The organism is Variovorax sp. N23, assembly GCF_025486315.1.
In the GTDB taxonomy this organism is placed as follows: Bacteria; Pseudomonadota; Gammaproteobacteria; order Burkholderiales; family Burkholderiaceae_C; genus Variovorax.
On the sequence record NZ_JAOOPY010000001.1, the window covers coordinates 36,772 to 62,934 of the forward strand.

At 67.0% G+C, this 26,163-nt stretch carries 25 protein-coding genes; 15 read left to right on the forward strand and 10 right to left on the reverse strand.

Translation table 11 applies throughout. From position 1 onward, the window contains the following. Positions 1 to 29: 29 nt before the first annotated feature. Positions 30 to 1,055 carry a bifunctional riboflavin kinase/FAD synthetase gene (locus N8A90_RS00190; protein ID WP_262072632.1) on the reverse strand — a complete coding sequence of 342 codons (1,026 nt, stop codon included), beginning with the start codon at positions 1,053 to 1,055 and terminating at the stop codon, positions 30 to 32. A gap of 170 nt (positions 1,056 to 1,225) precedes the next feature. Here N8A90_RS00190 and N8A90_RS00195 point away from each other — a divergent pair, with 170 nt between their 5' ends. Then, the gene (locus tag N8A90_RS00195; RefSeq protein WP_262072633.1) at positions 1,226 to 1,783 is read left to right on the forward strand and encodes an HNH endonuclease; all 558 of its coding nucleotides are present in this window, start codon (positions 1,226 to 1,228) and stop codon (positions 1,781 to 1,783) included. Positions 1,784 to 1,795: 12 nt separating this feature from the next. Here the strand turns inward: N8A90_RS00195 and N8A90_RS00200 are convergent, their stop codons facing one another. The 3 genes from N8A90_RS00200 to N8A90_RS00210 form a co-directional block, all read right to left on the reverse strand. After that, complete coding sequence (locus N8A90_RS00200; RefSeq protein WP_262072634.1) at positions 1,796 to 3,175, reverse strand: alpha/beta fold hydrolase; 1,380 nt, start codon at positions 3,173 to 3,175, stop codon at positions 1,796 to 1,798. A 92-nt stretch (positions 3,176 to 3,267) separates the two neighbouring features. Further along, entirely contained in the window at positions 3,268 to 4,383 is a 1,116-nt protein-coding gene (locus N8A90_RS00205; RefSeq protein WP_262072635.1) for an acyl-CoA dehydrogenase family protein, read from the reverse strand. 11 nt (positions 4,384 to 4,394) lie between these two features. Next, positions 4,395 to 5,576 carry an acyl-CoA dehydrogenase family protein gene (locus tag N8A90_RS00210; protein WP_262072636.1) on the reverse strand — a complete coding sequence of 394 codons (1,182 nt, stop codon included), beginning with the start codon at positions 5,574 to 5,576 and terminating at the stop codon, positions 4,395 to 4,397. 152 nt (positions 5,577 to 5,728) lie between these two features. On the opposite strand from N8A90_RS00210, the gene purN reads away from it, so the two are divergent. After that, on the forward strand, positions 5,729 to 6,310 hold the full coding sequence (gene purN / locus N8A90_RS00215) for a phosphoribosylglycinamide formyltransferase (RefSeq protein WP_262072637.1): 582 nt from the start codon (positions 5,729 to 5,731) through the stop codon (positions 6,308 to 6,310). Positions 6,311 to 6,329: 19 nt separating this feature from the next. On the opposite strand, the gene N8A90_RS00220 is transcribed toward purN, so the two are convergent. Further along, positions 6,330 to 6,563, reverse strand: a complete 234-nt coding sequence (locus tag N8A90_RS00220; protein ID WP_262072638.1) for a DUF1653 domain-containing protein — start codon at positions 6,561 to 6,563, stop codon at positions 6,330 to 6,332. Between the two features lie 74 nt (positions 6,564 to 6,637). Here N8A90_RS00220 and N8A90_RS00225 point away from each other — a divergent pair, with 74 nt between their 5' ends. Further along, the gene (locus N8A90_RS00225; protein ID WP_262072639.1) at positions 6,638 to 7,906 is read left to right on the forward strand and encodes an RsmB/NOP family class I SAM-dependent RNA methyltransferase; all 1,269 of its coding nucleotides are present in this window, start codon (positions 6,638 to 6,640) and stop codon (positions 7,904 to 7,906) included. A gap of 129 nt (positions 7,907 to 8,035) precedes the next feature. Beyond that, positions 8,036 to 9,250, forward strand: coding sequence for a fatty acid desaturase (locus N8A90_RS00230; protein ID WP_262072640.1), 1,215 nt, complete (start codon positions 8,036 to 8,038; stop codon positions 9,248 to 9,250). A 156-nt stretch (positions 9,251 to 9,406) separates the two neighbouring features. Here the strand turns inward: N8A90_RS00230 and rpmG are convergent, their stop codons facing one another. The 3 genes from rpmG to trxB form a co-directional block, all read right to left on the reverse strand. Continuing rightward, the gene (gene rpmG, locus N8A90_RS00235; protein ID WP_007830291.1) at positions 9,407 to 9,580 is read right to left on the reverse strand and encodes a 50S ribosomal protein L33; all 174 of its coding nucleotides are present in this window, start codon (positions 9,578 to 9,580) and stop codon (positions 9,407 to 9,409) included. A gap of 11 nt (positions 9,581 to 9,591) precedes the next feature. Next, entirely contained in the window at positions 9,592 to 9,825 is a 234-nt protein-coding gene (gene rpmB, locus N8A90_RS00240) for a 50S ribosomal protein L28 (protein WP_007830293.1), read from the reverse strand. A gap of 217 nt (positions 9,826 to 10,042) precedes the next feature. Then, positions 10,043 to 10,993 (reverse strand): thioredoxin-disulfide reductase, encoded by a 951-nt coding sequence (gene trxB, locus N8A90_RS00245; RefSeq protein WP_262072641.1) that lies wholly within the window; start codon positions 10,991 to 10,993, stop codon positions 10,043 to 10,045. Between the two features lie 162 nt (positions 10,994 to 11,155). Between trxB and N8A90_RS00250 the strand changes: the two genes are divergently transcribed. From N8A90_RS00250 to N8A90_RS00285, 8 genes are all read left to right on the forward strand, one after another. Continuing rightward, on the forward strand, positions 11,156 to 11,830 hold the full coding sequence (locus tag N8A90_RS00250) for a Crp/Fnr family transcriptional regulator (RefSeq protein WP_262072642.1): 675 nt from the start codon (positions 11,156 to 11,158) through the stop codon (positions 11,828 to 11,830). Positions 11,831 to 11,959: 129 nt separating this feature from the next. Next, a complete protein-coding gene (locus N8A90_RS00255) occupies positions 11,960 to 14,347 on the forward strand; it encodes a DNA translocase FtsK (RefSeq protein ID WP_262072643.1) in 2,388 nt (795 codons plus the stop codon). A 46-nt stretch (positions 14,348 to 14,393) separates the two neighbouring features. Then, positions 14,394 to 14,999: an outer membrane lipoprotein chaperone LolA gene (gene lolA, locus N8A90_RS00260; RefSeq protein WP_262073125.1), complete on the forward strand. Its 606-nt coding sequence runs from the start codon at positions 14,394 to 14,396 to the stop codon at positions 14,997 to 14,999. 50 nt (positions 15,000 to 15,049) lie between these two features. Then, positions 15,050 to 16,339 (forward strand): replication-associated recombination protein A, encoded by a 1,290-nt coding sequence (locus N8A90_RS00265; RefSeq protein WP_262072644.1) that lies wholly within the window; start codon positions 15,050 to 15,052, stop codon positions 16,337 to 16,339. Positions 16,340 to 16,567: 228 nt separating this feature from the next. Beyond that, positions 16,568 to 17,497, forward strand: coding sequence for a branched-chain amino acid ABC transporter permease (locus N8A90_RS00270; protein ID WP_262072645.1), 930 nt, complete (start codon positions 16,568 to 16,570; stop codon positions 17,495 to 17,497). A gap of 13 nt (positions 17,498 to 17,510) precedes the next feature. Next, the gene (locus tag N8A90_RS00275) at positions 17,511 to 18,686 is read left to right on the forward strand and encodes a branched-chain amino acid ABC transporter permease (protein WP_262072646.1); all 1,176 of its coding nucleotides are present in this window, start codon (positions 17,511 to 17,513) and stop codon (positions 18,684 to 18,686) included. Between the two features lie 20 nt (positions 18,687 to 18,706). Beyond that, complete coding sequence (locus N8A90_RS00280; protein WP_262072647.1) at positions 18,707 to 19,477, forward strand: ABC transporter ATP-binding protein; 771 nt, start codon at positions 18,707 to 18,709, stop codon at positions 19,475 to 19,477. A 1-nt stretch (position 19,478) separates the two neighbouring features. Then, positions 19,479 to 20,240: an ABC transporter ATP-binding protein gene (locus N8A90_RS00285; RefSeq protein WP_262072648.1), complete on the forward strand. Its 762-nt coding sequence runs from the start codon at positions 19,479 to 19,481 to the stop codon at positions 20,238 to 20,240. A 45-nt stretch (positions 20,241 to 20,285) separates the two neighbouring features. Here the strand turns inward: N8A90_RS00285 and N8A90_RS00290 are convergent, their stop codons facing one another. Beyond that, on the reverse strand, positions 20,286 to 21,263 hold the full coding sequence (locus N8A90_RS00290; protein ID WP_262072649.1) for a Bug family tripartite tricarboxylate transporter substrate binding protein: 978 nt from the start codon (positions 21,261 to 21,263) through the stop codon (positions 20,286 to 20,288). A 43-nt stretch (positions 21,264 to 21,306) separates the two neighbouring features. Further along, positions 21,307 to 22,371 (reverse strand): CDP-6-deoxy-delta-3,4-glucoseen reductase, encoded by a 1,065-nt coding sequence (locus N8A90_RS00295; protein WP_262072650.1) that lies wholly within the window; start codon positions 22,369 to 22,371, stop codon positions 21,307 to 21,309. Between the two features lie 40 nt (positions 22,372 to 22,411). On the opposite strand from N8A90_RS00295, the gene N8A90_RS00300 reads away from it, so the two are divergent. The 3 genes from N8A90_RS00300 to N8A90_RS00310 all read left to right on the forward strand — a co-directional run bounded on the left by N8A90_RS00300 (position 22,412) and on the right by N8A90_RS00310 (position 26,156). Beyond that, on the forward strand, positions 22,412 to 23,341 hold the full coding sequence (locus N8A90_RS00300; protein ID WP_262072651.1) for an SDR family oxidoreductase: 930 nt from the start codon (positions 22,412 to 22,414) through the stop codon (positions 23,339 to 23,341). Between the two features lie 68 nt (positions 23,342 to 23,409). Continuing rightward, positions 23,410 to 24,663, forward strand: coding sequence for a cation:proton antiporter (locus N8A90_RS00305; RefSeq protein ID WP_262072652.1), 1,254 nt, complete (start codon positions 23,410 to 23,412; stop codon positions 24,661 to 24,663). A 14-nt stretch (positions 24,664 to 24,677) separates the two neighbouring features. Further along, positions 24,678 to 26,156: a GGDEF domain-containing protein gene (locus N8A90_RS00310; protein WP_262072653.1), complete on the forward strand. Its 1,479-nt coding sequence runs from the start codon at positions 24,678 to 24,680 to the stop codon at positions 26,154 to 26,156. The last annotated feature ends 7 nt before the right edge of the window (positions 26,157 to 26,163 follow it).

Below are 26,163 nucleotides of genomic sequence, written 5' to 3' on the forward strand. Positions count from 1 at the left end.
CCGCACGCGGCGGAGGGGACGGTTCCGCTTTAAATTCGGTCGCGCGTGGTCTGACGGTGGGTGGAAGCGAAGAACGCCCGCGCATCGTTGCCATCCTTGGCGATCCCTGCGGTGAGGGCCTCGAGGCTGGTGTAGCGCAATTCGTCGTGCAGTTTGTGCAGCAGTTCCACGCGGACGATTTTACCGTAGGCCCCTTCGGCGCCCAGTTCGACGGGCCAATCCAGGCAATGCGTCTCCAGCAGCACCCGGCCGGCGTTGACGTCGTTGGGGTCCAGCGACGGCCGCACGCCGAGGTTGGCCACGCCCTTGAGCGGTTGCGCGACGAGCCCGTGCACCAGCACCGCGAAGATGCCGCTGGCCGCCGGCTTCCAGTGCTTGAAACGCAGATTGAGGGTGCGAAAACCATCGTCCTTGCCCGGTGCGGAGGCCCCCAGCGCGCGGCCCAGCTTGCGGCCGTGCACCACGTGGCCCGAAATGGCGTAGGGCCGGCCCAGCAGCGTGTGGGCGTCGGCCATGCGGCCTTCGGCCAGCGCGTCGCGCACCGCCGAACTGGACACACGGAGCCCCTTCACCTCGTAGCTGTTCATGCGGGCCACGTCGAAGCCGTGCGCCTCGCCCGCGGCATCGAGCATCGCGTAGTCGCCGGCGCGTTTGGCGCCGAATCGGAAGTCGTCGCCCACCAGCACATAGCGCGCGCCCAGGCCGTCGAGCAGCACGTTCTGGATGAATTCGTCGGGCGTCTGGACGGCCAGCCGCGCATCGAAGGGCAACACGATGGTCTGCGCCACGCCGCAGTCGGCCAGTTCGCTCAGCTTGTCGCGCAGGGTGCCGATGCGCGCCGGCGCCAGGGCCGGCTGCTTGTTCACGGCCGCGAAGTAGTCGCGCGGATGCGGCTCGAAGGTGAGCACGCAGCTGGGCAGGCCGCGCTGGCGCGCCTCGGTCTGCAGAAGCGCCAGCATGGCCTGGTGGCCACGGTGCACGCCGTCGAAATTGCCGATGGTCAGGGCGCAGGCCGGAGCCACGCCGGGATGCCGAAACCCGCGAAAAACCTGCATGGATCGATCTGTTTTTGATAGCGCTGCATGCCCGTCGAATGGGCAGGACAGGCCTGTTTGTCACAAAGCCGGTATATTGTGACGCAGTGCGTTGTTGCGCGCGGCCTCCGGGGTCGTGCGGCGGCGCACAGGTCTCTGCGTGTTCTTCCCTTGTTTTCGAGGAGGCGTGTGTGAAGGTCTTGAAGCTGTCGGCCCAAGGGCTGCCCCAGTCGTGGATTTCGCTGGAAGAAGCGGTGCTCCACTACGCGGCGGACGAAGTGCGCTGGGAGGTCGGTGCCCAGGTGGCGGTGTTCCGCGGCGGGCACAACGCGTTGACGGGGGTTCAGTCGCAGATCGCGATCAACAGCATCATCGGCACCAAGGGCGTGCCGCGCATCAACCCCTTCACGCAGCGGCCCGGCCTGACCAACGGCAAGCTGTTCGCCCGCGACCGCAACATCTGCGCCTACTGCGGCTGCCATTTCCACGAAGACGAGCTGACCCGCGAGCACATCATTCCCTTTGCCCAGAAGGGCATCGACACGTGGATGAACGTGGTCACCGCCTGCAAGCCCTGCAACCACCGCAAGAGCAGCCGCACGCCCGAGCAGGCCGGCATGCCCCTGCTGTACACGCCCTACGTGCCCAGCCTGTGGGAAGACTTCATCCTGCGCAACCGCCGTATCCTGGCGGACCAGATGGAGTTCCTGATGGCGCATCTGCCGCAGAGCTCACGTCTGCACGGATGAACCTCCGACGTATCAGTACGTCAGTTCAAGCACGCTGACGTGGCCTTGCGCCAGCGGCCAGCTCAGGCCGGTGACGCGTTCGCCGTTGAACTCCCCGGCGACGCTGCGTTGCGCATCGGCCGGCAACTTCAGCTTCGAACTCGCCACGCCTGCGCCGCGCGGTGGCACGCCGGGCAGGGTGCTCAGGCCATCGAAGCGCATCGTGTCGCGCTGCGCATCGAAGTACCCGCGTGGCCGCGTGAAGATCACGAGGGCCTTGGCGTCCCGGTCGGCCGCGGCGACACGTTCGGGCCGCAGGTTGACGACGCTGCTCGAACGCGGGAACGGTGAGCGGTAGATGTGCGTCGTCGCATAGCCCGGCGCGCTCACGACGAATTCGTAGCCCGTGCCGGCCTCCGCGATGAAGGGCCCCCAGCGCCCGTCGGAGCCGACGGCACGGTCCCACGCCGCCGCACCGCGCCGCGCGCCGGTGTCGCGCTCGACGGCGAACACGCTCACGCGTGCACCGGCGATCGGCAGGTTGTTGGCGAAGTTGCCGCTGGCCGGTGCCAGAGCGTTCAGGCCCATGCCCGTCACGCGGCCCGACAGCGCGATCACCGATTCGGCGGCGGGCTGCAGCGTGCGGGGCGCCGTGCCGGTGAGGAAGCGCCACATGGCGTCGAAGGCCGCCGGCGAGAAGGCGGTCTCGCGGTGGTCGGCGCGTGGCAGCACGAGGTTGGTCGCGCCCTTCAGCGCGGGGCCGTCGTGGCGGACATTCGTCGGCTTGCCTGGTGCGCCGATCCAGGTGCCTTCGGGTTGCGCGTACTTGTCGTTGTTGTCGGAGCGCAGCGTGAGCCAGTGCACGCCCGGCGTCACCTCGTCGCCGTTCGGTCCCTTCGGTGCATTGAGCTGCTTCAGGAAGGGGGACAAGGCAGAGAACTCGCTGCCTTCGTTGAAGCCGGGGATCGCGAAGATGCCGTGCGCCGGGTTGCCGCCGAGCACGACGTGGCTCACCACGCGGTCGCCACCGCCGTTCTGCACATAGTTGCGGATCGTGTTGCCGCCGCGCGAGCTGCCGATGAGGATCACCTTGTCCGCCCGCGTGGCCTCCAGCACCCTGTCGACCTCGGCCTCGAGGAAGGCCATCGATTCGGCGGTCGAGCTGCGGCCGGGCTGCGCGATCGCGTCGTTGTCGCGTGCGAGCGGCATCGGCTGGTCGAAGGCGAAGAGGCGCTCGCGCGGCCAGCCGTTCGATTCGAAGCGCCAGATCGTCGTCTGCCAGAGCGCTGCCGAGTCCCCGTTGCCATGCAAGAAGACGATCGGCGGGCGCAGGGCGGTCGTCGGCGTCACGGCACAGGCGGCGAGCATGGTGGTGGAGAGGCCGGCGGCCAGGAGGGTGCGTCGAGTGGGCATTGTGCCGTCATCCTATCCATGAAAAACGCCCGCCGGCGCGATGCGGGCGGGCGTGTCGCGCCGGGGCGCGCAGCAGGTTCATCCGCACGTTCTCAGGCGAAGACGCCGGCGGTTTCCTCCATGCGGGCGGACACCTCGCCCAAGTGATGCAGCGTGTCCCCGAAGGTCATCTCCATCTGCGTCAGGCGCTTGAAGTAGTGGCTCACGATGTACTCGTCGGTCACGCCGATGCCGCCGTGCAGCTGCACCGCGTTCTGGCCGACGAAGCGCATCGAGACGCCCAGCTGGTACTTGGCGCGCGCCATCGCCTGGCGGCGTTCGGCGGTCGGTGCGTTGAGCTTGAGGCTGGCGTAGTAGCTCATGGAGCGGGCCAGTTCGAGCTGCATCTTCATGTCGGCCACGCGATGGCGCAGCGCCTGGAAGGTGGCGATGGTCACGCCGAACTGCTTGCGCGTGTTCATGTACTCGACGGTCACGGCCAGGGTCTTGTCCATCACGCCCACGGCTTCGGCGCAGACGGCGGCGATGCCGATGTCGACCGCATGCTCGAGCGCCGTGAGGCCGTCGAGCGTGACGAGCGCAGCCGGTGCCTTGTCGAACACGACCTCGGCCGCGCGCCCGCCGTCCTGCGTGCCGTAGCCGCGCGCGGCGACGCCGTCGGCGCTGCGCTCGACCAGGAAGAGCGCGATCTTGCCGTCGACCGTGGCGGGCACGAGGTAGGCGTCAGCCTGGTCGCCCGCGGGCACGACGCCCTTGGCGCCCGAGACGGTCCAGCCGTCGCCGGCCTTGGCGGCCTGGGCCTCGCACACGTCGAGCCGATAGCGCGCCTTGCGTTCCTGATGGGCCAGCACGACCAACGCCTCCCCACCGGCGATGCGCGGCAGCCAGGCGCCCTTCAGGTCGGCGCTGGCGTAGCCGCTGAGCACGCCGCCGGCGATCAACGTCTGCGCGAAGGGCTCGAGCACGATGCCGCGCCCCAGTTCTTCCATCACTACCATGCCGGCCACCGGCCCCATGCCGAGGCCGCCGTCGTCTTCGGCGATGTAGAGGCCGCCCAGGCCCAGCTCGGACAGTTCGTCCCACGCCTGGCGCGAGAAGCCGCCGGCGGCTTCGATGCCGCGGCGGCGCTCGAAGTCATAACCCTTGTCGACCCATTTGCGGACAGCGTCGCGCAGTTGTTCCTGGTCGTCGGAAAAATCGAAGTCCATGTCTTGTCTCCTCAGCCGAGCACCGTCTGGGCGACGATGTTGCGTTGTACTTCGTTGGAACCGCCGTAGATGGTGGTTTTGCGCATGTTGAAGTAGTTGGATGCGAGCGGCGCCAGGCCGACGTGGCCGCCAGGGAAGTCGCCCTGCCAGCCGGCGTGCATCGCCTCGCGGATCAGCGGCAGCGAATAGGCGCCGCCGGCGAGCATCATCAGTTCGGTGTAGCGCTGCTGGATCTCGCTGCCCTTGATCTTGAGCAGGCCGGCGATGTCGAGCGAGTTCTTGCCCGAGCTGGCGGCCGACAGCACGCGCAGCACCAGCATTTCGAGCGCGACCACGTCGACTTCGAGCCTGGCGATCTCGTCGCGGAAGCGCGTGTCCTCCCACAGGCCTTCGGTCTTGGCGATGCGCTTGAGGCGTTCGAGCTCGCGCTTGGCGCGGTTCACGTCGGCGATGTTGGTGCGTTCGTGCGAGAGCAGGTGCTTGGCGTAGGTCCAGCCCTTGTTCTCTTCGCCGATCAGGTTCTCGGCCGGGACCTCGACGTTGTCGAACCAGACTTCGTTCACCTCGACGCTGCCGTCGAGCAGCTTGATCGGGCGCACGGTGACGCCGGGCGACTTCATGTCGAGCAGCAGGAAGCTGATGCCGGTCTGCGGCTTGCCTTCGCTGCTGGTGCGCACCAGGTTGAACATCCAGTCGCCGTACTGGCCGAGCGTGGTCCAGGTCTTCTGGCCATTGACGATGTACTTGTCGCCCTTGCGCTCGGCCTTGGTCTTGAGCGACGCCAGGTCGGAGCCCGAACCGGGTTCGCTGTAGCCCTGGCTCCACCAGACTTCGCCGCTGGCGATGCCGGGCAAGAAGCGCTTGTGCTGCTCGGGCGAGCCGAAGGCCTGGATCACCGGCGCGACCATCACCGGGCCGAAGGGCACGATGCGCGGGGCGCCGGCCAGCGCGGTCTCTTCCTCGAAGAGGTGGCGCTGCACGGCGGTCCAGCCGGGGCCGCCGAATTCCTTGGGCCAGCCGTAGCCCAGCCAGCCTTTCTTGCCCAGGATCTTGGCCCAGTTCTGCAGATCGTCGCGCGTCAGTTCGAGCGCGTTGTGTACCTTGTGGGAAATCTCGGTGGGGAGGTTCTCCTTGACCCAGGCGCGAATCTCTTCGCGGAACGTCTGTTCCTCGGGGGTGAAGCTCAAATCCATGCGTGCCTCGCTGTGTTGGTCCGTCGCCGCGAGGGAAGCGGCGTGTCTCCGGAGTCCGACTTTTTAGCACGGTCGTGCGCCTGGGAGGTGTCTGCGCTGCGACATCGCGGCGCGCAGGGGCCGCTTCGCGCGCACGGATAATCCCGCCTCCCATGAAGAACATCGTCATTCTGATCTCCGGCGAAGGCTCCAACATGGCGGCCATCGTGCGCGCCGCGGAGCAGGGGCGGTGGGCCGAGCGCTTTGGCGCGCGCGTCGCCGCCGTGCTGAGCAACCGGCCCGAGGCTGCCGGCCTGGCCTTCGCACGCGAGCGCGGCATCGCTACCGCAGCCATTTCGCACAAGGACTTCGCGACCCGCGAAGCCTTCGATGCGGCGCTGGCCGCGGCCATCGAGCCGCATGCGCCGGCGTTGGTCGTGCTGGCCGGTTTCATGCGCATCCTGACGCCGGGCTTCGTCGAGCGCTATGCCGGGCGCCTGATCAACATCCACCCGTCGCTGTTGCCGGCCTTTCCGGGGCTGAACACGCACCAGCGGGCGATCGAGGCGGGTTGCCGCGTGGCCGGCGCGACGGTGCACCAGGTCACGGTCGAGCTCGACCACGGGCCGATCCTTGACCAGGCGGTGGTGCCGGTGCTGGCCGACGACACGCCGGCCACGCTGGCCGACCGCGTGCTGACGCAGGAGCACCGGCTCTACCCCCGGGCGATCGAAGGCTGGCTGCGCCGCGGTTGAGTGAGCGGGGCCGGCCGGATCACACCTTGCGAAAGCGCGGTTGCATCACGCCGTCGATGTCGATCGTCTCCAGGAACATGGCCGCCGGACGCACCCACAGGCCGCGCTGGCCGTAGAGCGCGCGGTAGAGCGTCATCGGCTCCAGCGTCTCGCTGTGCCGCACCGTACCGATGACCTCGTAGTCGCCGCCCTTGTAGTGGCGGTACAGGCCGGGCGGTGTTTCGATGAGGGGTGGCAGGTCGTCGTCGTTCATGGGCGGAAGGCTCGGAAAAAGGTGATCGGCATTCTCGGGCCGGGCATCGCGGGCGCGGCTGAGACAATCAGGGGATGCATCCCAAAGTCCTGTTGGAGGCCTGCGCCGATCTGGTCGGCCTCGTCTTGAAGTTCGATCACCCGGCCGATCAGGTCGTTTCCCGTTTCTTTCGCGATCACCGCGAGCTCGGCCCGCGCGAGCGCGCGACCCTGGCCGAGACCGTCTACACCGTGCTTCGCAAGAAACTGCTGTTCGATCACCTGTCGCCCTCGGGCACCGGCTCGAAGGAGCGGCGCATGGCGATCTTGGGCTTTCACGGCCCGCGCGATTTCCTCAAGAGCGCCCTCAACGACGTGGAAAAGCGCTGGCTCGACAACTGCGACGCCGTGCGCCCGGACGAGCTGCTGGAGCGTCACCGCCACAACCTGCCCGAGTGGCTGGTGGCGCCGCTGAAGGCGCAGTTGGGCGACGAGTTCTGGGCGTTGGCCGAGAGCCTGCAGCAGCCGGCGCCGCTGGACCTGCGGGTGAACACGCTGCACGACAAGCGCGCCGACGTCCAGAAGGAACTGGGGCTGGCGTCGATCAAGGCGGTGCCGACGCCGTTCTCGCCCTGGGGGCTGCGCATCGACGGCAAGCCGGCCCTGACCAGGCTCGACGCTTTCACGCGCGGCGCCATCGAGGTGCAGGACGAAGGCTCTCAACTGCTGGCGCTGCTGCTGGACGCCAAGCGCGGCGAGATGGTGGTCGACTTCTGCGCCGGCGCGGGCGGCAAGACGCTGGCGATCGGCGCCACGATGCGCAGCACCGGCCGGCTCTACGCCTTCGACACCTCGGCGCACCGGCTCGATGCGCTCAAGCCGCGGCTGGCGCGCAGCAAGCTGTCGAACGTCCACCCGGCGGCGATCGCGCACGAGCGGGACGACCGCATCAAGCGGCTGGCCGGCAAGATCGACCGCGTGCTGGTCGATGCGCCGTGCTCGGGCCTGGGCACGCTGCGCCGCAACCCCGATCTGAAATGGCGCCAGTCGCCGAAGGCCATCGAGGAGCTGACCGCGAAGCAGACCGCCATCCTGCAGAGTGCCGCGCGGCTGGTGAAGAGCGGCGGCCGGCTCGTCTATGCCACGTGCAGCGTGCTGCCGGAGGAGAACGAAGCCATCGCCGAGGCCTTCTCGGCGGCGAACCCAGACTTCGAACTGCAGGATGCCGGCCCATTGCTGACGGGCCTGAAGGTGGAGGGCGCCGAGCGGCTGTGTGTCGGCGGGGAGGGCGCGCGCTATCTGCGTCTCTGGCCCCATCGGCACGCCACGGACGGTTTCTTCGCGGCGGTGTGGAACCGAAAGTAGGCGCAGCACTCCAAACTCAGGGAAAACGCCTGTCATATCAAGGATTTAGCCCCGTTCGGAGAGGGCTGGTCTTAAAATGACGGGTTACCTGAAGGCTGCACCTTCGTGCGCCATGGAGTATTGAAATCAATGTTGCTTCCTGACTCTGCCGTCCTGAGCGCGGCCATCGATTGGCTCGGACACGGCTTGTGGGACATCGCATGGTGGAAGATCGTGCTGTACACGCTCGTCACCACGCACATCACGATTGCCGGGGTCACGATCTTCCTGCACCGCACGCAAACCCATCGGGCCATGGACCTGGGCCCGATCCCTTCGCATTTCTTCCGTTTCTGGCTGTGGCTGGGCACGGGCATGGTGACCAAGGAATGGGTGGCCATCCATCGCAAGCACCACGCCAAGTGCGAAACTGAAGAAGACCCGCACAGCCCGCAGGTCAAGGGCATCGACGAGGTCATGTGGCGCGGCGCCGAGCTGTACCGCAAGGAATCGAAGAACAAGGAGACGATCGAGCGTTTCGGCCACGGCACGCCGGACGACTGGATCGAGCGCAACCTGTATTCGCGCTTCAGCTGGCAGGGCGTGGGCCTGATGCTGGTGCTCAACCTCGCGCTGTTCGGTGCGGCGGGCGCGGCCGTGTGGGCCGTGCAGATGCTCTGGATCCCCTTCTGGGCGGCCGGCGTGGTCAACGGCATCGGTCACTACTGGGGCTACCGCAACTTCGAGGCGGCCGACGCCAGCACCAACCTGATCCCCTGGGGCATCATCATTGGCGGCGAAGAACTGCACAACAACCACCACACCTACCCGACCTCGGCCAAGTTCTCGGTCAAGAAGTACGAGTTCGACATCGGCTGGGTCTATATCAGCCTGATGCAGAAGATCGGCTGGGCCAAGGTCAAGAAGCTGCCGCCGAAGCTGCAGATGGGCGACGTGAAGCCGGTGGCGGACGAAAAGACGCTCGAGGCCCTGATCGCCAACCGCTACGAGGTGATGGCCGGTTACGCCCGTGAGATGCGTCGCACCACCCGCCACGAGCTGGAGGCGCTGAAGGCCAAGGGCGCCGATCTGTCGGTTCTGAAGGCGGCCAAGCGCTGGTTGCACCGTGATGACGACAAGGTGCCTGCCGCGGCCCGTACGCATCTCGTGCAGGCGCGCGAAGCGCACCCGGTGCTCGACAAGATGGTGACCATGCGTGAAGAGCTGCGCCAGCTGTGGCTCAACACCTCGCACTCGCGCGAGCAGCTGGCGTCCGATCTGGCGGCCTGGTGCCGTCGCGCCGAGGAGAGCGGCATTGCCGGTCTGCGCGAGTTCTCCACGCGCCTGCGGGCGGCCCGCGCCTGAGCGCTGTCCGAGCGGCTTCGACCGGATATCCAGAAAGCCGACCTGCGGGTCGGCTTTTTCATGGCTGCCTGCCGCCTCGATGGCACTGGAGCGTCGATCGATCGGGCAATAAAAAAGCCTGCTGAACCAGCAGGCTTTTCTGGGGATCGCGCTGAATTACTTCAGCTTGATTTCCTTGTACTCGACGTGCTTGCGCGCCTTCGGGTCGAACTTCATGATCGACATCTTTTCAGGCATCGTCTTCTTGTTCTTGCTGGTCGTGTAGAAATGGCCGGTACCCGCAGTGGATTCCAGCTTGATCTTCTCGCGTCCGCCTTTGCTCGTTGCCATGATTGCGCTCCTTAAGCTTGGCCGCGTGCGCGCAGGTCTGCGAGCACGGCATCGATGCCGTTCTTGTCGATCAGGCGCAGTGCAGCGCTCGAAACGCGCAGGCGAACCCAGCGGTTTTCGGTCTCGACCCAGAAACGACGGTATTGCAGGTTCGGCAGGAACCGGCGCTTGGTTTTGTTGTTGGCGTGGGAAACATTGTTCCCGACCATCGGGCCCTTGCCCGTGACGTCACATACGCGTGCCATGTGGACACTCTTTCATGAACAGCTGGCACCCTACAGGCCTGGCGGCCTTCGCAACAGCGTGTCGCGAGGGTGTTCTGCAGCTTGACCTCGCCAGAAACGGGTGGCGGTACCCCGGCTGCCGCTCGGCCCGCAACGGGCTTCGACTTCGGCAAAGCCTTGGATTATAGCCAGAAGCGTGGTGCCATGGCCAGAACGGGTCGTGCGGCCATGTCGGCGGCTACTCCTGTTCGAGAAAGCGCTGGGCGTCCAGCGCCGCCATGCAGCCTGTCCCTGCGCTCGTGATGGCTTGGCGGTAGATGTTGTCCTGCACGTCGCCCGCCGCGAACACGCCGGGCACGCTCGTCATCGTCGCGAAGCCCTGCAGACCCGATTTCGTGACGATGTAGCCGTCCTTCATCTCCAGCTTGCCCTGGAAGATGTCGGTGTTGGGGTGGTGTCCGATGGCGATGAAGCAGCCCTTGAGGTCGATCTGCTCGGTGGCGCCGTCGTCCGTGCTTTTCAGCCGAATGCCGGTCACGCCCGAGTCGTCGCCCAGCACTTCGTCCAGCACCTTGTGCGTTTTCAGCACGATCTTGCCTTCGGCCACCTTCTCGTTGAGTTTGTCCACGAGGATCGGCTCGGCCTTGAACTTGTCGCGCCGATGCACCAGCGTGACCTTGCTGGCGATGTTGGACAGGTACAACGCTTCTTCGACGGCCGTGTTGCCGCCACCGATCACGCAGACTTCCTGCTCGCGGTAGAAGAAGCCGTCGCAGGTGGCGCAGCCGGAAACACCGCGGCCCATGAAATGCTGCTCGGAGTCGAGCCCGAGGTACTTGGCCGAGGCGCCGGTGGCGATGATGAGGGCGTCGCAGGTGTAGCTGCCGCTGTCGCCCTTGAGGGTGAAGGGACGCTTGCTGAAGTCGACCTCGCTGATGTGGTCGAACACGATCTGCGTCTTGAAGCGCTCGGCGTGTTCCAGAAAGCGCTGCATCAGTTCCGGGCCCTGCACGCCATGCACGTCCGCGGGCCAGTTGTCGACCTCGGTGGTCGTCATGAGCTGTCCCCCTTGCGCCATGCCGGTGATCAACAGGGGCTGCAGATTGGCGCGCGCCGCATAGACTGCAGCGGTGTAGCCGGCGGGGCCTGAGCCCAAAATCAGGACCTTGGCGTGTTGTGTTGACGTCATAGATGGAAAACCTGTCGTTTTTCGTGTATCAGGGTGTACATTTTCAGGGGTGATTGCCTCTGAGTATCACCGTTCGGGTCCGCTCCGGGAGGGGACGTTTTCAATACGTGCGATTGTATGAATCCATCATGGATCGACTCGCGCGTTATCGGGGATTGATGAATGTCGATGCTGTCCAACCTTGAATTGCTGCGCCGAGTGCCCTTGTTCGCCGCACTGACACCCACCCAGTCGGCGAGCATCGCCGACGCAATTGTCAAAAAGCGTTTCAAGCGCGCGGAAGTCATCGTGGAGCAGGGCAAGAAGACCGACGCTCTCTACATCATCCTCACGGGACGCGCGCGGGTGATGAGCACCGACAGCCGCGGTCGCGAGGTGATCCTCGCGACGCTCCAGCCCGGCGACTACATCGGCGAGATGAGCCTGATCGACGACGAGCCGCATTCGGCCACCGTCCGCACCGAAATCCAGACCGACGTCCTCATGCTCGACCGCGAAGCGTTCTCGCGCTGCCTGCCCGAGAACTCGTCGATGTCGTACAACATCATGCGCGGCCTGGTGCAGCGCCTGCGCCACGCCGACCGCAAGATCGAATCGCTGGCGCTGATGGATGTCTATGGCCGTGTCGCACGTTCGCTGATCGAGTTCGCGGTCGACGACGGGCAGGGCAACCTGAAGATCCGCGACAAGATCTCCCGCCAGGACTTGGCCAAGATGGTCGGCGCGTCGCGCGAGATGGTCAGCCGTGTCATGAAGGACCTCGAAGAGCGCGGTTTCGTTCAGACACAAGCCGATGGCTCGATGCTGGTCAAGGATCGGCTCTCCTCGCTGGCCTGACGCCGCGGTGGGCATCCGGCCCCGCCGCCCTGTGCGCAAACGCCACGCCCGGCGCATGTCTGCGCCGTTTTCCGTTGTAGTCTCCATGCGCCCGCGGTTCTTTTCGGCCGTCGGGGCATTGCGCTGCCCATGACCTATTCCTTGAACACTCTCCAGTCCCCGACCGCGGGCGATCCGCCGGTGCGTGTGCGCGCCCTGCGCTTCGCGCATGAAATCACCCTGATCGCCGGCTTCGTCGTCCTGATGTTCTGGCTGATCGCGATGCTCAGCTACACGCCCTCCGACGCGGCCTGGTCGACCTCGGGCACCGGCGGCGAGGTGAAGAACTGGGCTGGCCGCATCGGCGCATGGATCGCCGATGGCAGTTATTTCCTCGGCGGTTACTCGATCTGGTGGGCCTTGGCGGCGGGCCTGCGCGTGTGGTTGTCGTCGCTCGCCGGATGGCTGCGTGGCGGCGAAGCCGGCGGCGCGCCTGCGCCCGCGCCCCTGGGGCGCTTCAACCGGAGCCGGCTCGCCTTCTGGTTCGGCCTCGTGCTGCTGTTGTGCGCCAGCGCGGTGCTCGAGTGGTCGCGCCTGTACCGCCTGGAGTTCCGGCTGCCCGGCCACGGCGGCGGCGTGCTCGGTTATTTCGTCGGTCCGCTGAGCGTCAAGTGGATGGGCTTCACCGGTTCGGCACTGATCGCGATCGCAGGGGGCGTCATCGGCTCGGCGCTGGTGTTCCGCTTCTCCTGGAGCCAGATTGCCGAGCGGATCGGCGCGCGCGTCTATTCGCTGTTCGAATCGCGCCGTGAAAAGCGCGAGATCGCCGAGGACATCGCGCTCGGCCGGCAGGCCGCACGCGAGCGCGAGGAGGTCGTGTTCCCCGAGGAGCGCGACAGCGAGCCGATGCTGGTCGACGACACCCTGCCGCCCGAGCCCCGGCCCAAGCGCCGGGCGCCGCCGCCGCCGCCGGTGCAGATCGAGCCGGCGCTGACCGAGGTGCCCAAGAGCGACCGCGTCGCCAAGGAACGCCAGAAGCCCCTGTTCCGCGAGCTGCCCGACAGCAAGCTGCCGCAGGTCGACCTGCTCGACGCGGCACAGTTGCGCCAGGAAACCGTCTCGAGCGACACGCTCGAGATGACCTCGCGCATGATCGAGAAGAAGCTCAAGGACTTCGGCGTGCAGGTGCGCGTGGTGCTGGCGTCGCCGGGCCCGGTGATCACCCGCTACGAGATCGAGCCGGCCACCGGCGTGAAGGGCTCGCAGATCGTCGGCCTGGCCAAGGACCTCGCGCGTTCGCTGTCGCTGGTGTCGATCCGCGTGGTCGAGACGATCCCCGGCAAGAACTACATGGCACTCGAACTGCCCAACGCCAAGCGGCAGTCGATCAAGCTCAGCGAAATCCTGGGCTCGCAGGTCTACAACGAGGGCAAGTCGATGCTCACGATGGGCCTGGGCAAGGACATCATCGGCAACCCGGTGGTGGCCGACCTCGCCAAGATGCCGCACGTGCTGGTGGCCGGCACCACCGGCTCGGGCAAGTCGGTCGGCATCAACGCCATGATCCTGAGCCTGCTCTACAAGGCCGAGGCGCGTGACGTGCGCCTGCTTATGATCGACCCGAAGATGCTCGAGATGTCGGTGTACGAGGGCATCCCGCACCTGCTGGCGCCGGTGGTCACCGACATGCGGCAGGCGGCGCACGGCCTGAACTGGTGCGTGGCCGAGATGGAGCGCCGCTACAAGCTGATGAGCAAGCTGGGCGTGCGCAACCTGGCCGGCTACAACACCAAGATCGACGAAGCCAAGGCGCGCGAGGAGTTCATCTACAACCCCTTCAGCCTGACGCCGGACGACCCCGAGCCGCTGCGCCGCGAGCCGCACATCGTGGTGGTGATCGACGAGCTGGCCGACCTGATGATGGTGGTGGGCAAGAAGATCGAAGAGCTCATCGCCCGCCTGGCGCAGAAGGCGCGCGCCGCCGGCATCCACCTGATCCTGGCCACGCAGCGGCCCAGCGTGGACGTGATCACCGGCCTGATCAAGGCCAACATCCCGACCCGCATCGCCTTCCAGGTGTCCAGCAAGATCGACTCGCGCACCATCCTCGACCAGATGGGCGCCGAGGCCCTGCTGGGCATGGGTGACATGCTTTACATGCCGAGCGGTACGGGCTTGCCGATTCGCGTGCATGGTGCGTTCGTGAGCGACGAGGAAGTGCATCGCGTGGTGGCCTACCTCAAGAGCCAGGGCGAGCCGGACTACATTGAGGGCGTGCTGGAAGGCGGAACCGTCGACGGCGACGGCGATCTACTGGGGGACGGTGGCGGCGACGCCGAGAAGGACCCGATGTACGACCAGGCGGTCGAAGTCGTGCTCAAGAACCGCAAGGCCAGCATTTCGCTGGTGCAGCGCCACCTGAAGATCGGCTACAACCGCGCGGCGCGGCTGGTCGAGGACATGGAGAAAGCCGGGCTGGTCAGCGCCATGAGCGGTGCGGGCCAGCGCGAGATCCTGGTGCCTGCGCGCACCGAATGAACGGAGCACGATGCTGTTGTTGAAGAAGTCACTGATCGGTTTGGGCATGGCAGGCGCCGCGATGAGCGTCTGGGCGGCCGGCATGGAAAGCCTCGAGGCCTTCGTGAAGAACGTGAAGTCCGGCCGCGCCGAGTTCACGCAGACGGTGACGGCGCCGGCCAAGGAAGGCCAGCCCGCGCGCGCCAAGGTGTCGACCGGTACCTTCGAGTTCCAGCGGCCCGGGCAGTTCAAGTTCGACTACAAGAAGCCCTTCGCGCAGACCATCGTGGCCGACGGCAAGACCCTGTGGCTCTACGACGCCGACCTGAACCAGGTCACCCAACGCGCGCAGGCGCAGGCCCTGGGCTCGACGCCCGCGGCCCTGATCGCTGCGGCGCCCGACCTGCGGGCGCTGCAAGCCGATTTCACGCTGGAATCGGCGCCGGAGCGCGACGGCTTGCAGTGGGTCAAGGCCACACCCAAGACCAAGGACGGGCAGCTGCAGGGCATCCAGGTCGGCTTCCAGGGCGACGCGCTCGCGGCGCTCGAGATCCAGGACAGCTTCGGGCAGCGCTCGGTGCTCAAGTTCAGCAAGGTCGAGGTCAACCCCGCGCTCGGCGCCGGTGCCTTCGCCTTCAAGGCGCCCGCGGGCGCAGACGTTCTCAAGCAATAGCCGCCACGCCGCAGGCCTTGCGCGGGCCGCGGCGAGAATGGTCCTCGCTCATGGCCATTTCCACCCTGCCTCCCCTCGCCGAACGCCTTCGCCCCAAATCACTGGCCGAGGTGATCGGCCAGCAGCACCTCCTCGGGCCGGGGATGCCGCTGCGCATCGCCTTCGAATCCGGCCAGCCGCACTCCTGCATCCTCTGGGGCCCGCCCGGCACTGGCAAGACCACCATCGCCCGGTTGATGGCCGATGCCTTCGACGCACAGTTCCTGAGCATCAGCGCCGTCCTCGGCGGCGTGAAGGACATCCGTGAAGCCGTCGAGCGCGCCACCGTGGCGCGCGATGGCCTGGAGCAGCGCCGCACCATCGTCTTCGTCGACGAGGTGCACCGTTTCAACAAGAGCCAGCAGGACGCCTTCCTGCCGCATGTCGAATCGGGCCTCTTTACGTTCATCGGTGCGACCACCGAGAACCCGTCCTTCGAGGTCAACTCGGCGTTGCTCTCGCGCGCCGCGGTCTACGTGTTGCAGCCGCTCACCGAAGCCGACCTGAAGCAGATCGTCGCCAAGGCGCAGGGGATCGACGCGGTGCCGGCGATCGACGACGCGGCGGTCGACCGGCTCGTGGCCTACGCCGATGGCGACGCGCGCCGGCTGCTCAACACGCTCGAAACCCTGTCCGTGGCCGCCCGCGCCGAGAAACTCGACCACATCACCGACGACTGGCTGCTGCGCGTGCTGGGCGAGCGCATGCGGCGCTACGACAAGGGCGGCGAGCAGTTCTACGACACCATCAGCGCGCTGCACAAGTCGGTGCGCGGCAGCGACCCCGACGCGGCGCTCTACTGGTTCGTGCGGATGCTCGACGGCGGCGCCGACCCGCGCTACATGGCGCGCCGGCTGGTGCGCATGGCCAGCGAGGACATCGGGCTGGCCGACCCGCGCGCGCTGCGGCTGGCGCTCGATGCGGCCGAGGTCTACGAGCGTCTGGGTACGCCCGAGGGCGAACTCGCCCTGGCCGAGTGCGTGGTCTACCTGGCCATCGCGCCCAAGTCGAACGCCGTCTACAAGGCCTACAACGAGGTCAAGGCCTTCATCAAGAAGGACGGCACGCGCCCCGTCCCCATGCACCTGCGCAATGCCCCGACGAAGCTCATGAAGGAGCTCGACTACGGCAAGGGTTACCGCTATGCGCACGACGAAGAGGGCGGCTTCGCCGCTGGCGAAAGCTACCTGCCCGACGGGATGGCTGCGCCCGGTTTCTACAAGCCGGTCGAGCGCGGCCTGGAAATTCGCATTGCCGAGAAGATGCGCGAACTGCAGCGCCGCAACGGCGACGCCAAGTAAGGCAAGGGCATTGCCCGAGCCGGCATCGAAGCGGCCCGGCGTCAAGGGGTAAATCCCCCGGCTGGACTGCACCATGACGGCGCATGCTCCTGACTACAATCCCGCCCACAAATCCGCCATGCGCCACATGCTGGCGGGTTTTTTGCTAGATGGGCTCTGCAGCGTCAACCCGGCGTTGCAGGGGAGCGAAAGCACCTCGCAAAGGTGCCATCACATTAGGGACTCTTTATGGAAATCTTGCTGCAGCAGATCATCAACGGTCTGGTTCTCGGCAGCATGTATGCCTTGATAGCCTTGGGCTACACCATGGTGTACGGCATCATCAACCTCATCAATTTCGCGCACGGCGAGGTCCTGATGGTCGGCGCGCTGACCAGCTGGACCGTCATCGGCCTGATGCAGGATGCCATGCCCGGTGCACCCGGCTGGCTGATCCTGCTGCTGGCCCTGATCATCGCGTGCGTGGTCGCGGCCACGCTCAACTTCGTGATCGAGAAGGTCGCCTACCGACCGCTGCGCAACAGCCCGAAGCTGGCACCGCTCATCACCGCCATCGGCATGTCGATCCTGCTGCAGACGCTGGCGATGATCATCTGGCGGCCGACCAACAAGGCGTACCCCACGCTGCTGCCGAGCGAATCGATCGTGGTCGGCGGGGCCTCGATCTCGCCCACGCAGATCATGATCCTGGTGGTCACCGCGATCTCGCTGGCCATCCTGACCTGGCTGGTCAACTACACCAAGCTCGGCCGCGCGATGCGCGCCACCGCCGAGAACCCGCGGGTCGCCTCGCTGATGGGCATCCGGCCCGACATGGTGATCTCGGCAACCTTCATCATCGGCGCCGTGCTCGCGGCCATCGCCGGCGTGATGTACGCATCCAACTACGGCATCGCGCAGCATGCGATGGGCTTCGGCCCGGGCCTCAAGGCCTTCACCGCGGCCGTGTTCGGCGGCATCGGCAACCTGGCCGGTGCGGTGGTCGGCGGCATCCTGCTCGGCCTCATCGAGGCCATCGGCGCCGGCTACCTGGGCACCGTCACTGGCGGCGTGCTGGGCAGCCAGCACAGCGACATCTTCGCTTTCGTCATCCTGATCCTGACGCTGACCGTGCGGCCTTCCGGCCTGCTGGGCGAGCGCGTGGCAGACCGGGCCTGAAGGGAGAGACGCCATGAAAAGCAAGAACCTCATCGTCTTCCTGATCGCCGCCGTCGCGCTGCTCGCGCTGCCGCTGCTGCTGCAGACCCAGGGCAATGCCTGGGTGCGCATCGTCGACATCGCGTTGCTCTACGTGCTGCTGGCCCTGGGCCTGAACATCGTGGTCGGCTACGCCGGCCTGCTCGACCTGGGCTACGTGGCCTTCTTCGCCATCGGCGCCTACTTGTACGCGCTGCTCGGCTCGCCGCACCTGACCGAGACCTTCCCGGCCATCAAGGCGATGTTCCCGGGCGGCCTGCATGCGCCGCTGCTGATCGTGATCCCGCTGGCGCTGGTGCTGGCCGGCGTGTTCGGCGTGATGCTCGGCGCGCCGACGTTGCGCCTGCGCGGCGACTACCTGGCGATCGTGACGCTGGGCTTCGGCGAGATCATCCGCGTGTTCCTGAACACGCTCGACCACCCGGTGAACATCACCAACGGTCCCAAGGGGCTGGACGCCATCGATCCGGTGCACTTCTGGGGCCTGAACCTCGGCCGGCCGCTCAAGCTGGGCGACTACACGATCTCGTCGGTGTCGCTGTACTACTACCTGTTCCTGGCGCTGGTGATCGTCACGGTGATCATCTCGCACCGCCTGCAGCTCTCGCGCATCGGCCGCGCCTGGATGGCGATCCGCGAGGACGAGATCGCCGCGAAGGCCATGGGCATCAACACCCGCAACATGAAGCTCTTGGCCTTCGGCATGGGCGCCAGCTTCGGCGGCGTGTCGGGTGCGATGTTCGCGTCCTTCCAGAGCTTCGTGTCGCCCGAGTCCTTCAGCCTGATGGAGTCGGTGATGATCGTCGCGATGGTGGTGCTGGGCGGCATCGGCCATCTGCCGGGGGTGATTCTGGGCGCGGTGCTGCTCGCCGCATTGCCCGAAGTGCTGCGCTACGTGGCCGGTCCGCTGCAGTCGATGACGGATGGCCGGCTCGATGCATCCATCCTGCGGCAACTGTTCATCGCACTCGCGATGATCGTGATCATGCTGGTGCGTCCGCGCGGTCTGTGGCCATCGCCGGAGCATGGCAAGTCGCTGCGCCGCAAGGGCGACGCCACGCCCATGACGCCGATCGAGGCATCGGGTGTCGACAGCCCCGCCGACGAAGTGCCGGGCTCGCCCTCGCGCCCCATGTCGATCAACCCCTGAAACGGATGGAACCCCAGACCATGACTGACACCATCCTCGAAGTCCGCGGCATCTCCAAACGTTTCGGCGGGCTGCAAGCCCTGTCGGACGTCGGCATCAAGATCCAGCGCGGCCAGGTCTATGGCCTGATCGGCCCCAACGGCGCCGGCAAGACCACCTTCTTCAACGTGATCACCGGCCTTTACACGCCCGACAGCGGCACCTTCGAGCTGGCGGGCAAGCCCTACCAGCCGACGGCGGTGCACGAAGTGGCCAAGGCCGGCATCGCGCGCACCTTCCAGAACATCCGGCTCTTCGCGGACATGACCGCGCTGGAGAACGTGATGGTCGGGCGCCACGTGCGCACGCATTCGGGCGTGATCGGCGCCATGCTGCGCACCAGCGGCTTCAAGGCCGAGGAGGCCGCCATCGCCGAGCGTGCGCACGAACTGCTCGACTACGTCGGCATCGGCAAGTTCGCCGACTACAAGGCCCGCACGCTGAGCTACGGCGACCAGCGCCGCCTCGAAATTGCACGCGCCCTGGCCACCGACCCGCAGCTCATCGCGCTGGACGAACCGGCTGCCGGCATGAACGCGACCGAGAAGGTCATGCTGCGCGAACTCATCAGCCAAATCCGCAAGGACAACCGCACCATCCTTCTGATCGAGCACGACGTGAAGCTGGTGATGGGCCTGTGCGACCGCCTCACGGTGCTCGACTACGGCAAGCAGATCGCCGAGGGCACGCCCGCGGAAGTTCAAAAAAATGAGAAGGTGATCGAGGCCTACCTCGGCACCGGAGGACACTGAGATGAGCGAAACGATCACCGCCACGGCACCTGCATCCACCGGCGCGACCGGCAAGACCCTGCTGAAGGTCACCGGCCTGAAGGTCGCCTACGGCGGCATCCAGGCCGTCAAGGGCGTGGACTTCGAGGTGCGCGAGGGCGAGCTGGTGTCGCTCATCGGCTCCAACGGCGCCGGCAAGACGACCACGATGAAGGCCATCACCGGCACGCTGCCCTTCGTCGACGGCGACATCCAGTTCCTCGGCCGCAGCATCAAAGGCCGCGGCGCCTGGGACCTGGTGGGCGAAGGCCTGGTAATGGTGCCCGAGGGCCGCGGCGTCTTCACGCGCATGACCATCACCGAGAACCTGCAGATCGGCGCGTACATCCGCAACGACAAGGGCGGCATCGCGGCGGACATCGAGCGCATGTTCACCATCTTCCCGCGCCTGAAGGAACGCAAGGACCAGCTGGCCGGCACGATGTCGGGCGGCGAGCAGCAGATGCTCGCCATGGGCCGTGCGCTGATGGCGCAGCCCAAGGTGCTGCTGCTCGACGAGCCCTCGATGGGCCTGTCGCCCATCATGGTCGACAAGATCTTCGAGGTGGTGAAGAACGTCTACGACCAGGGCGTGACCGTGCTGCTGGTCGAGCAGAACGCCAGCCGCGCGCTGCAGATCGCCGACCGCGGCTACGTCATGGAGTCGGGGCTGATCACCATGACGGGCGATGCGAAGGTCATGCTCAATGACCCCAAGGTCCGCGCCGCCTATCTGGGCGAATGAAAAAGCCGCCTCCGGGCGGCTTTTTCGATAGTGCGGGGTGCGCCGTCAGTCCACCTTTGCGCCCGTGGCCTTCACGACTTTCTCGTACTTCGCCAGCTCGCTCTTCATGAACGCGCCGAACTGCTCGGGCGTGTTCGCGACCGGCTCCGCCAGCAGGTTGGCGAAGCGCGCCTTCGTCTCCGGCGCGTTCAGCGCCGCGACGAAGGCCTGGTTCAGCTTGGCGACCACGTCGTGAGGCGTGCCGGCCGGCGCGACCAGGCCCCACCAGGTGTCGATCGCGAAGCCCTTGAGGGTGGCGGCCACGGGCGGGACGCCGGGCAGGGCGCTGCTGGGCTGCGCGGTGGTCACGGCGATGGCCTTGAGCTTGCCCGAGCGGATGTTCGGTGCCGCGGTGGCGAGGTTGTCGAAGTTGAAGTCGACCTGGCCCGACAGCAGCGCGAGCTGGGCCGGGTTGCCGCCGTTGTAGGGGATGTGCACCGCGAAGATGCCGGCCTGCTGCTTGAACATCTCGCCGGCCAGGTGCCCGGCGCTGCCGTTGCCGCCGCTGCCGTAGTTCAGCTTGCCGGGGTTGGCCTTGGCGTAGGCGATGAGTTCGGGCAGCGTGCTGATCTTCAGGCGCTGCGCGGTCTCGGTGTTCATCACCAGCACGTTCGGCACGCGGACCATCTGCGTGATGGGCGCGAAGTCGGTGGCCGCGTTGAAGGGCATCTTGCTGTAGAGCCACGGGTTGACCGCATTCGTGGCCGTGGCCGCGATGCCGATGGTCAGGCCGTCCGGCGCGGCCTTGGCCACGGCGTCGGCGCCGATGTTGCCGCCGGCGCCCGGCTTGTTGTCGATGATCACGGTGCCCAGCGAATCCTTGACGCGCTCGGCCACGATGCGCGCCGTGACGTCGATCGGGCCGCCCGCGGCGTAGGGGACGATCAGTCGGATCGGGCGATGCTGCGCCAGGGCGGGCGCTGTGCTGAGGACGGCGAGGGTGGCGGTGGCCAGCGAGGCCAGGAGGAAGTGTCTCGTCTTCATTGTCGTGGGCCGTTGCCGGCGTTGCTGCAAAGGAAGGGGAAGCTCAGGGCAGGGCCTTGTCGGCTTCGGTGGTGAAGGCGTCCGCGTAGAACTCGTCTTCGGGCAGGCCGGCTTCGGCCACGTAGTCGCGCCTGGCCGAGTCGACCACGATCGGCGCGCCGCAGGCATACACCTGGTGGCCCGACAGGTCGGCGAAGTCCTCGAGCACGGCGCGGTGGACGAAGCCGGTGCGGCCGGTCCAGTTGTCTTCCGGCACCGCGTTGGACACCACCGGCACGTAGCTCAGATTCGGCATCTCGGCCGTCTGCGTGCGCAGCCAGCTGTCCATGTACAGGTCTTCGGGCCGGCGCCCGCCCCAGTACACGGTGGCGGGCCGCTCGATGGCTTTGAATTTCATGTGCTCGATGAGCGCCTTGATCGGTGCGAAGCCGGTGCCCGAGGCGAGCATCACGATCGGCTTGTCGGAATCCTCGCGCAGGAAGAAGCTGCCGTACGGCCCTTCGATGCGCAGGATTTCCTTTTCCTTCATCGCGCCGAAGACGTGGTCGGTGAACTTGCCGCCGGGCAGGTGGCGGATGTGCAGTTCGATGCCGGTGCCCGGCTCCAGCAGCGTATGCGGCGCGTTGGCCATCGAGTAGCTGCGGCGCGCGCCGTCGCGCAGGATGAATTCGACGTACTGGCCGGCATGGAACTGCAGCGGCTCGCCGGCCGGCAGTTGCAGGCGGACCATCATCACGTCGTGCGACAGCTTGGACAGCGCCAGCACGCGTGCGGGCATCTTGCGGATCGGGAAGGCGCCCAGCTCGGTCACCTGGCGCGACTCGAGCATCACGTCGCTGGTCGCCGTCGCGCAGCAGGTCAGCACGAAACCGGCGAGTTCTTCTTCGGCACTCAGCGCCTTGCTCTGGTGCGGGCCGTGGGTGACTTCGCCCGAGAGCTTGCGGCACTTGCAGGAGCCGCAGGCGCCGTCCTTGCAGCCATAGGGCAGGCCGATGCCCTGGCGGATGCCGGCAGCGAGGATGGTCTCGTCGCCCTGGGCGGTGAACTGGCGACCACTGGGCTCGACGGTGATCTGGAAGCCGGCTTCGTGCGGGGGGGCGCTCGTCATGGGTATTCTTCGGGTTCGTCTCAGCAGGGAACCCACGATTTTGCCCTCAATCCACAACCCTTCCGGCGCGCTGCCCGCGCGCTTCCGGCGGCAGCGCGTGCTGATCGTCGGTTGCGGCGACGTCGGCCTGCGTGCGGCGTCGCTTCTGCGGGGCCGGGTGCAGGTGCTCGCGCTGACCTCGTCGCCCGAGCGCGTGAGCGCCCTGCGCGCGGCCGGCGTGCGTCCGCTGGTGGCCGATCTCGATGCGCCGCAGAGCCTGCGCCGGCTGGCCGGCCTGGCCGACCGGGTGCTGCATCTGGCGCCGCCGGCCAACGTCGAAGGCGCCCGCTGGTGGCACGACGCGCGCACCACCGCCCTGGTGCGGGCGCTGCGCCAGCGCTCGCTGCCGGCCGCGCTGGTCTACGGCTCGACCAGCGGCGTCTATGGCGACTGCGGTGGGGCGCGCATCGACGAGACGCGCGCCGTCCGCCCCCACACGCCGCGGGCGCACCGGCGCGTCGACGCCGAGCGCGCCGTGCGCTGGCTCGGGCGGGCCGGCGTGGCGACGCGCATCCTGCGCATCCCCGGCATCTATGCGCCCGACCGTCCGGGCGGCACGCCGCACGAGCGGCTGCGCAAGGGCACGCCGGTGCTGCGCAGCGAGGACGACGTCTACACCAGCCACATCCACGCCGACGACCTGGCGCGCATCTGCGTGGCGGCGCTCTGGCGCGGCGGCACGCAGCGCGTCTTCCATGCCAGCGACGACACCGCGCTGAAGATGGGCGACTACATCGACCTGGCGGCCGATCTGTACGGCATGCCGCGCCCGCCACGCATCGCACGCGACGCCGCGCAGGCGCAGCTGCCCGTGTCGCTACTGAGCTTCATGGGCGAGTCGCGTCGGCTCGACAACGGCCGGCTCAAAAAGGAGCTGCGCGTGCGCCTGCGCCATCCGACCGTCGCGACCGGATTGCGGCCCGCGTCTTGAGCGCGGCGGCAGACATAATCCCCCTCGGACGTTTGGTAAAGAACGTCAAAGATTTTCCTGCCCACCGTATGCCCACGACGCAACTTTCCGTCTATTTCTTCCTGCAGATCGCTGTGATCATCACGGTCTGCCAGCTCGTGGGCCGCCTGGCGCAGAAGCTCGGGCAGCCGCAGGTGGTGGGCGAGATGATCGCCGGCGTCACGCTGGGCCCGTCGCTGCTGGGTCTGTTCTTTCCCGAGGTCCAGCGTGCGCTGTTCCCGAAGGAGACGCTGGGCATGCTCTACGTCGGCGGGCAGCTGGGCGTGGGCATGTACATGTTCCTCGTGGGCACCGAGTTCCGCGCCGATCACTTCAAGAGCCGCTTCCGCAGTGCCGTCTCGGTGTCGGCGGCCGGCATCGTCGTGCCCTTCGTGCTGGCCTTCGCGCTGATCCCCTGGCTGCTCACCATTCCGGGGCTGTTCTCGGCCAAGGCGAAGCCGCTGGAGGCGGCGCTGTTCCTGGGGGCCGCGATCGCGATCACCGCCTTCCCGATGCTCGCGCGCATCATTCACGAGCGCGGCCTGGCCGGCACCTCGCTCGGCACGCTGGCGCTCACCGCCGGCGCGGTCGACGACGCCGCCGCCTGGTGCATCCTGGCGATCGTGCTGGCGAGCTTCGGCGGCCACTGGGGTGGCGCCTACGCCGCAATCGGCGGCGGCATCGCCTATGCGCTGTTCATGGTCTTCATCGGTTCGCGGCTGCTCAGGCGGCTGGCCCGCCACGTGCGCCCAGACGCACCCCTGAGCGCCACGATGCTGGCCACCGTGCTGGTCCTGTTCGCGCTGAGCGCCTTCGCCATGGACGCGATCGGCATCCACGCGGTGTTCGGCGGCTTCCTGCTGGGCGCGGTGCTGCCGCGCGGCGCACTCACCGAGAAGCTGCGCGCGCAGCTGCAGCCCTTCGTGGTGGTCTTCCTGTTGCCGATGTTTTTCATCTATTCAGGCCTCAACACCCGCCTGGGTGTGCTGCTGGACCCGGGCATCCTGCTGGCGGCGGTGGCGATCCTCGCGGCCTCGTTCTGCGGCAAGGGCATCGCCTGCTGGGCGGCGGCGCGCGCCTCCGGCGAAAGCCACCGCGACGCGATGGCCATCGGTTCGCTGATGAACGCGCGCGGCCTGATGGAGCTCATCATCATCAACATCGGCCTGCAGGCCGGTGTCATCGAACCGGGGTTGTTCTCGATCCTGGTCCTCATGGCGATCCTCAGCACCCTGATGGCGACGCCTTTGTTCAACTGGGTGACGCGCGTGCCCAAGGCCGCCGCGGTGCGGGCCCCTGTCTGAGCCGATAAGCAACCATGTCCCAGCTGACCGATTTCGAGTCCATGTTCGACCTGGCGCCGGTGTCGCTGTGGGTGGAGGACTTCAGCGCCGTGCGCAGGATCTTCGAGTGCTGGCGCGCCGAGGGTGTCGAAGACCTGATCGCCCATCTGCGGGCCGACCCGTCGCGCGTGGGCGAGTGCATGTCGTCGATCCAGGTGCTGAAGGTCAACCAGACCACGCTCGACCTCTTCGGCGCTGCGGACCACGCGGCCCTGGTCGCCGGCCTCGGCCAGATCTTCAGCGGCGACATGGCCGAGCTGATGACCCATGAGCTGAACCAGCTCTGGCAGGGCAAGCTGCTCTACGAGAACACCACGGTCAACTACACGCTCGACGGCCGCCGGCTCGACGTGCAACTGCGCGTGCGCATCCTGCCGGGCCACGAAGCCAGCTGGGAGCGCGTGTTGGTGTCGCTCGACGACATCACCCTGCGGATGAAGGCGGTGCGCGAACGCGAGCAGAGCGCGCGGTACGCCACGGGGCTGTTCGAGCATTCGCCGGTGTCGCTGTGGGTCGAGGACTTCAGCGCGGTCAAGAAGCTGCTCGACGACATCCGCCAGCGCGGTATCACCGACTTCAACACCTTCCTCAAGGTCCATCCGGAATTCGTCACCCGCTGCATCGAGGAGATCCGGGTGATCGACGTCAATCGCGAGACGCTGCGCATGTTCGCAGCCGACGACCGCCGCATGCTGCTCGAGAACATCCCGCGCATCTTCCGCGACGAGATGCGGGACTCCTTCGCCGAGCAACTGCAGGACCTGTGGGCCGGCAAGACGCTGCAGCACCGGGAGGTGACCAACTACTCGCTCAACGGCGAGCTGATCAACATCCACATGCAGTTCGCCGTGCTCGAGGCGCACCTGCACGACTGGAGCATGGTGCTCGTGTCGCTGATGGACATCACGGCACGCAAGAAGGCCGAGGCCTACCTCGAGTACCTGGGCAAGCACGACGTGCTGACGCAGCTGCGCAACCGCACCTTCTACACCGAGGAACTCAACCGCCTCAACCGCAAGGGGCCGTGGCCGGTGTCGGTGCTGCTGATCGACCTCAATGGCCTCAAGCAGGTGAACGACGAGGAGGGCCATGCGGTCGGCGACGCGCTGCTGCGTCGTGTCGGCGAAGTGCTGGGCCAGGCGGTCGAGAGCCCGGCCTGGCCGGCGCGCGTCGGTGGCGACGAGTTCGCCGTGCTGATGCCCGCCACCGACGAGCGCGGCGCCGAGACGGTGCGCGAGCGCATCCTGTCGATGGTCGACCTTAACAACCAGTTCTACGCCGGCCGCAGCGGCCACGTGCTGAGCCTGGCCATCGGCATCGCGACGTGCGAAGTGGGCGAGCCGCTGGAGACCGCCCTGATGCGCGCCGACAAGGCGATGTACCGCGACAAGGCGTTGCACTACGAGACCCACGTGAAGCGCCGCGTCGACGACGCACCGGCCCCGCCTGTCTGATTCGACG

Bases quoted from the DNA above. Each gene is read 5' to 3' on its own strand.
- N8A90_RS00190 (WP_262072632.1), bottom strand. From the start codon at position 1,055: ATGCAGGTTTTTCGCGGGTTTCGGCATCCCGGCGTGGCTCCGGCCTGC.
- N8A90_RS00200 (WP_262072634.1), bottom strand. From the start codon at position 3,175: ATGCCCACTCGACGCACCCTCCTGGCCGCCGGCCTCTCCACCACCATG.
- N8A90_RS00270 (WP_262072645.1), top strand. From the start codon at position 16,568: ATGGAAATCTTGCTGCAGCAGATCATCAACGGTCTGGTTCTCGGCAGC.
- N8A90_RS00275 (WP_262072646.1), top strand. From the start codon at position 17,511: ATGAAAAGCAAGAACCTCATCGTCTTCCTGATCGCCGCCGTCGCGCTG.
- N8A90_RS00230 (WP_262072640.1), top strand. From the start codon at position 8,036: ATGTTGCTTCCTGACTCTGCCGTCCTGAGCGCGGCCATCGATTGGCTC.
- N8A90_RS00305 (WP_262072652.1), top strand. From the start codon at position 23,410: ATGCCCACGACGCAACTTTCCGTCTATTTCTTCCTGCAGATCGCTGTG.
- trxB (WP_262072641.1), bottom strand. From the start codon at position 10,993: ATGACGTCAACACAACACGCCAAGGTCCTGATTTTGGGCTCAGGCCCC.
- N8A90_RS00295 (WP_262072650.1), bottom strand. From the start codon at position 22,371: ATGACGAGCGCCCCCCCGCACGAAGCCGGCTTCCAGATCACCGTCGAG.
- lolA (WP_262073125.1), top strand. From the start codon at position 14,394: ATGGCAGGCGCCGCGATGAGCGTCTGGGCGGCCGGCATGGAAAGCCTC.
- purN (WP_262072637.1), top strand. From the start codon at position 5,729: ATGAAGAACATCGTCATTCTGATCTCCGGCGAAGGCTCCAACATGGCG.
- N8A90_RS00255 (WP_262072643.1), top strand. From the start codon at position 11,960: ATGACCTATTCCTTGAACACTCTCCAGTCCCCGACCGCGGGCGATCCG.
- N8A90_RS00225 (WP_262072639.1), top strand. From the start codon at position 6,638: ATGCATCCCAAAGTCCTGTTGGAGGCCTGCGCCGATCTGGTCGGCCTC.
- rpmG (WP_007830291.1), bottom strand. From the start codon at position 9,580: ATGGCAACGAGCAAAGGCGGACGCGAGAAGATCAAGCTGGAATCCACT.
- N8A90_RS00310 (WP_262072653.1), top strand. From the start codon at position 24,678: ATGTCCCAGCTGACCGATTTCGAGTCCATGTTCGACCTGGCGCCGGTG.
- N8A90_RS00205 (WP_262072635.1), bottom strand. From the start codon at position 4,383: ATGGACTTCGATTTTTCCGACGACCAGGAACAACTGCGCGACGCTGTC.
- N8A90_RS00290 (WP_262072649.1), bottom strand. From the start codon at position 21,263: ATGAAGACGAGACACTTCCTCCTGGCCTCGCTGGCCACCGCCACCCTC.
- N8A90_RS00280 (WP_262072647.1), top strand. From the start codon at position 18,707: ATGACTGACACCATCCTCGAAGTCCGCGGCATCTCCAAACGTTTCGGC.
- N8A90_RS00210 (WP_262072636.1), bottom strand. From the start codon at position 5,576: ATGGATTTGAGCTTCACCCCCGAGGAACAGACGTTCCGCGAAGAGATT.
- N8A90_RS00220 (WP_262072638.1), bottom strand. From the start codon at position 6,563: ATGAACGACGACGACCTGCCACCCCTCATCGAAACACCGCCCGGCCTG.
- N8A90_RS00250 (WP_262072642.1), top strand. From the start codon at position 11,156: ATGTCGATGCTGTCCAACCTTGAATTGCTGCGCCGAGTGCCCTTGTTC.
- N8A90_RS00265 (WP_262072644.1), top strand. From the start codon at position 15,050: ATGGCCATTTCCACCCTGCCTCCCCTCGCCGAACGCCTTCGCCCCAAA.
- rpmB (WP_007830293.1), bottom strand. From the start codon at position 9,825: ATGGCACGCGTATGTGACGTCACGGGCAAGGGCCCGATGGTCGGGAAC.
- N8A90_RS00285 (WP_262072648.1), top strand. From the start codon at position 19,479: ATGAGCGAAACGATCACCGCCACGGCACCTGCATCCACCGGCGCGACC.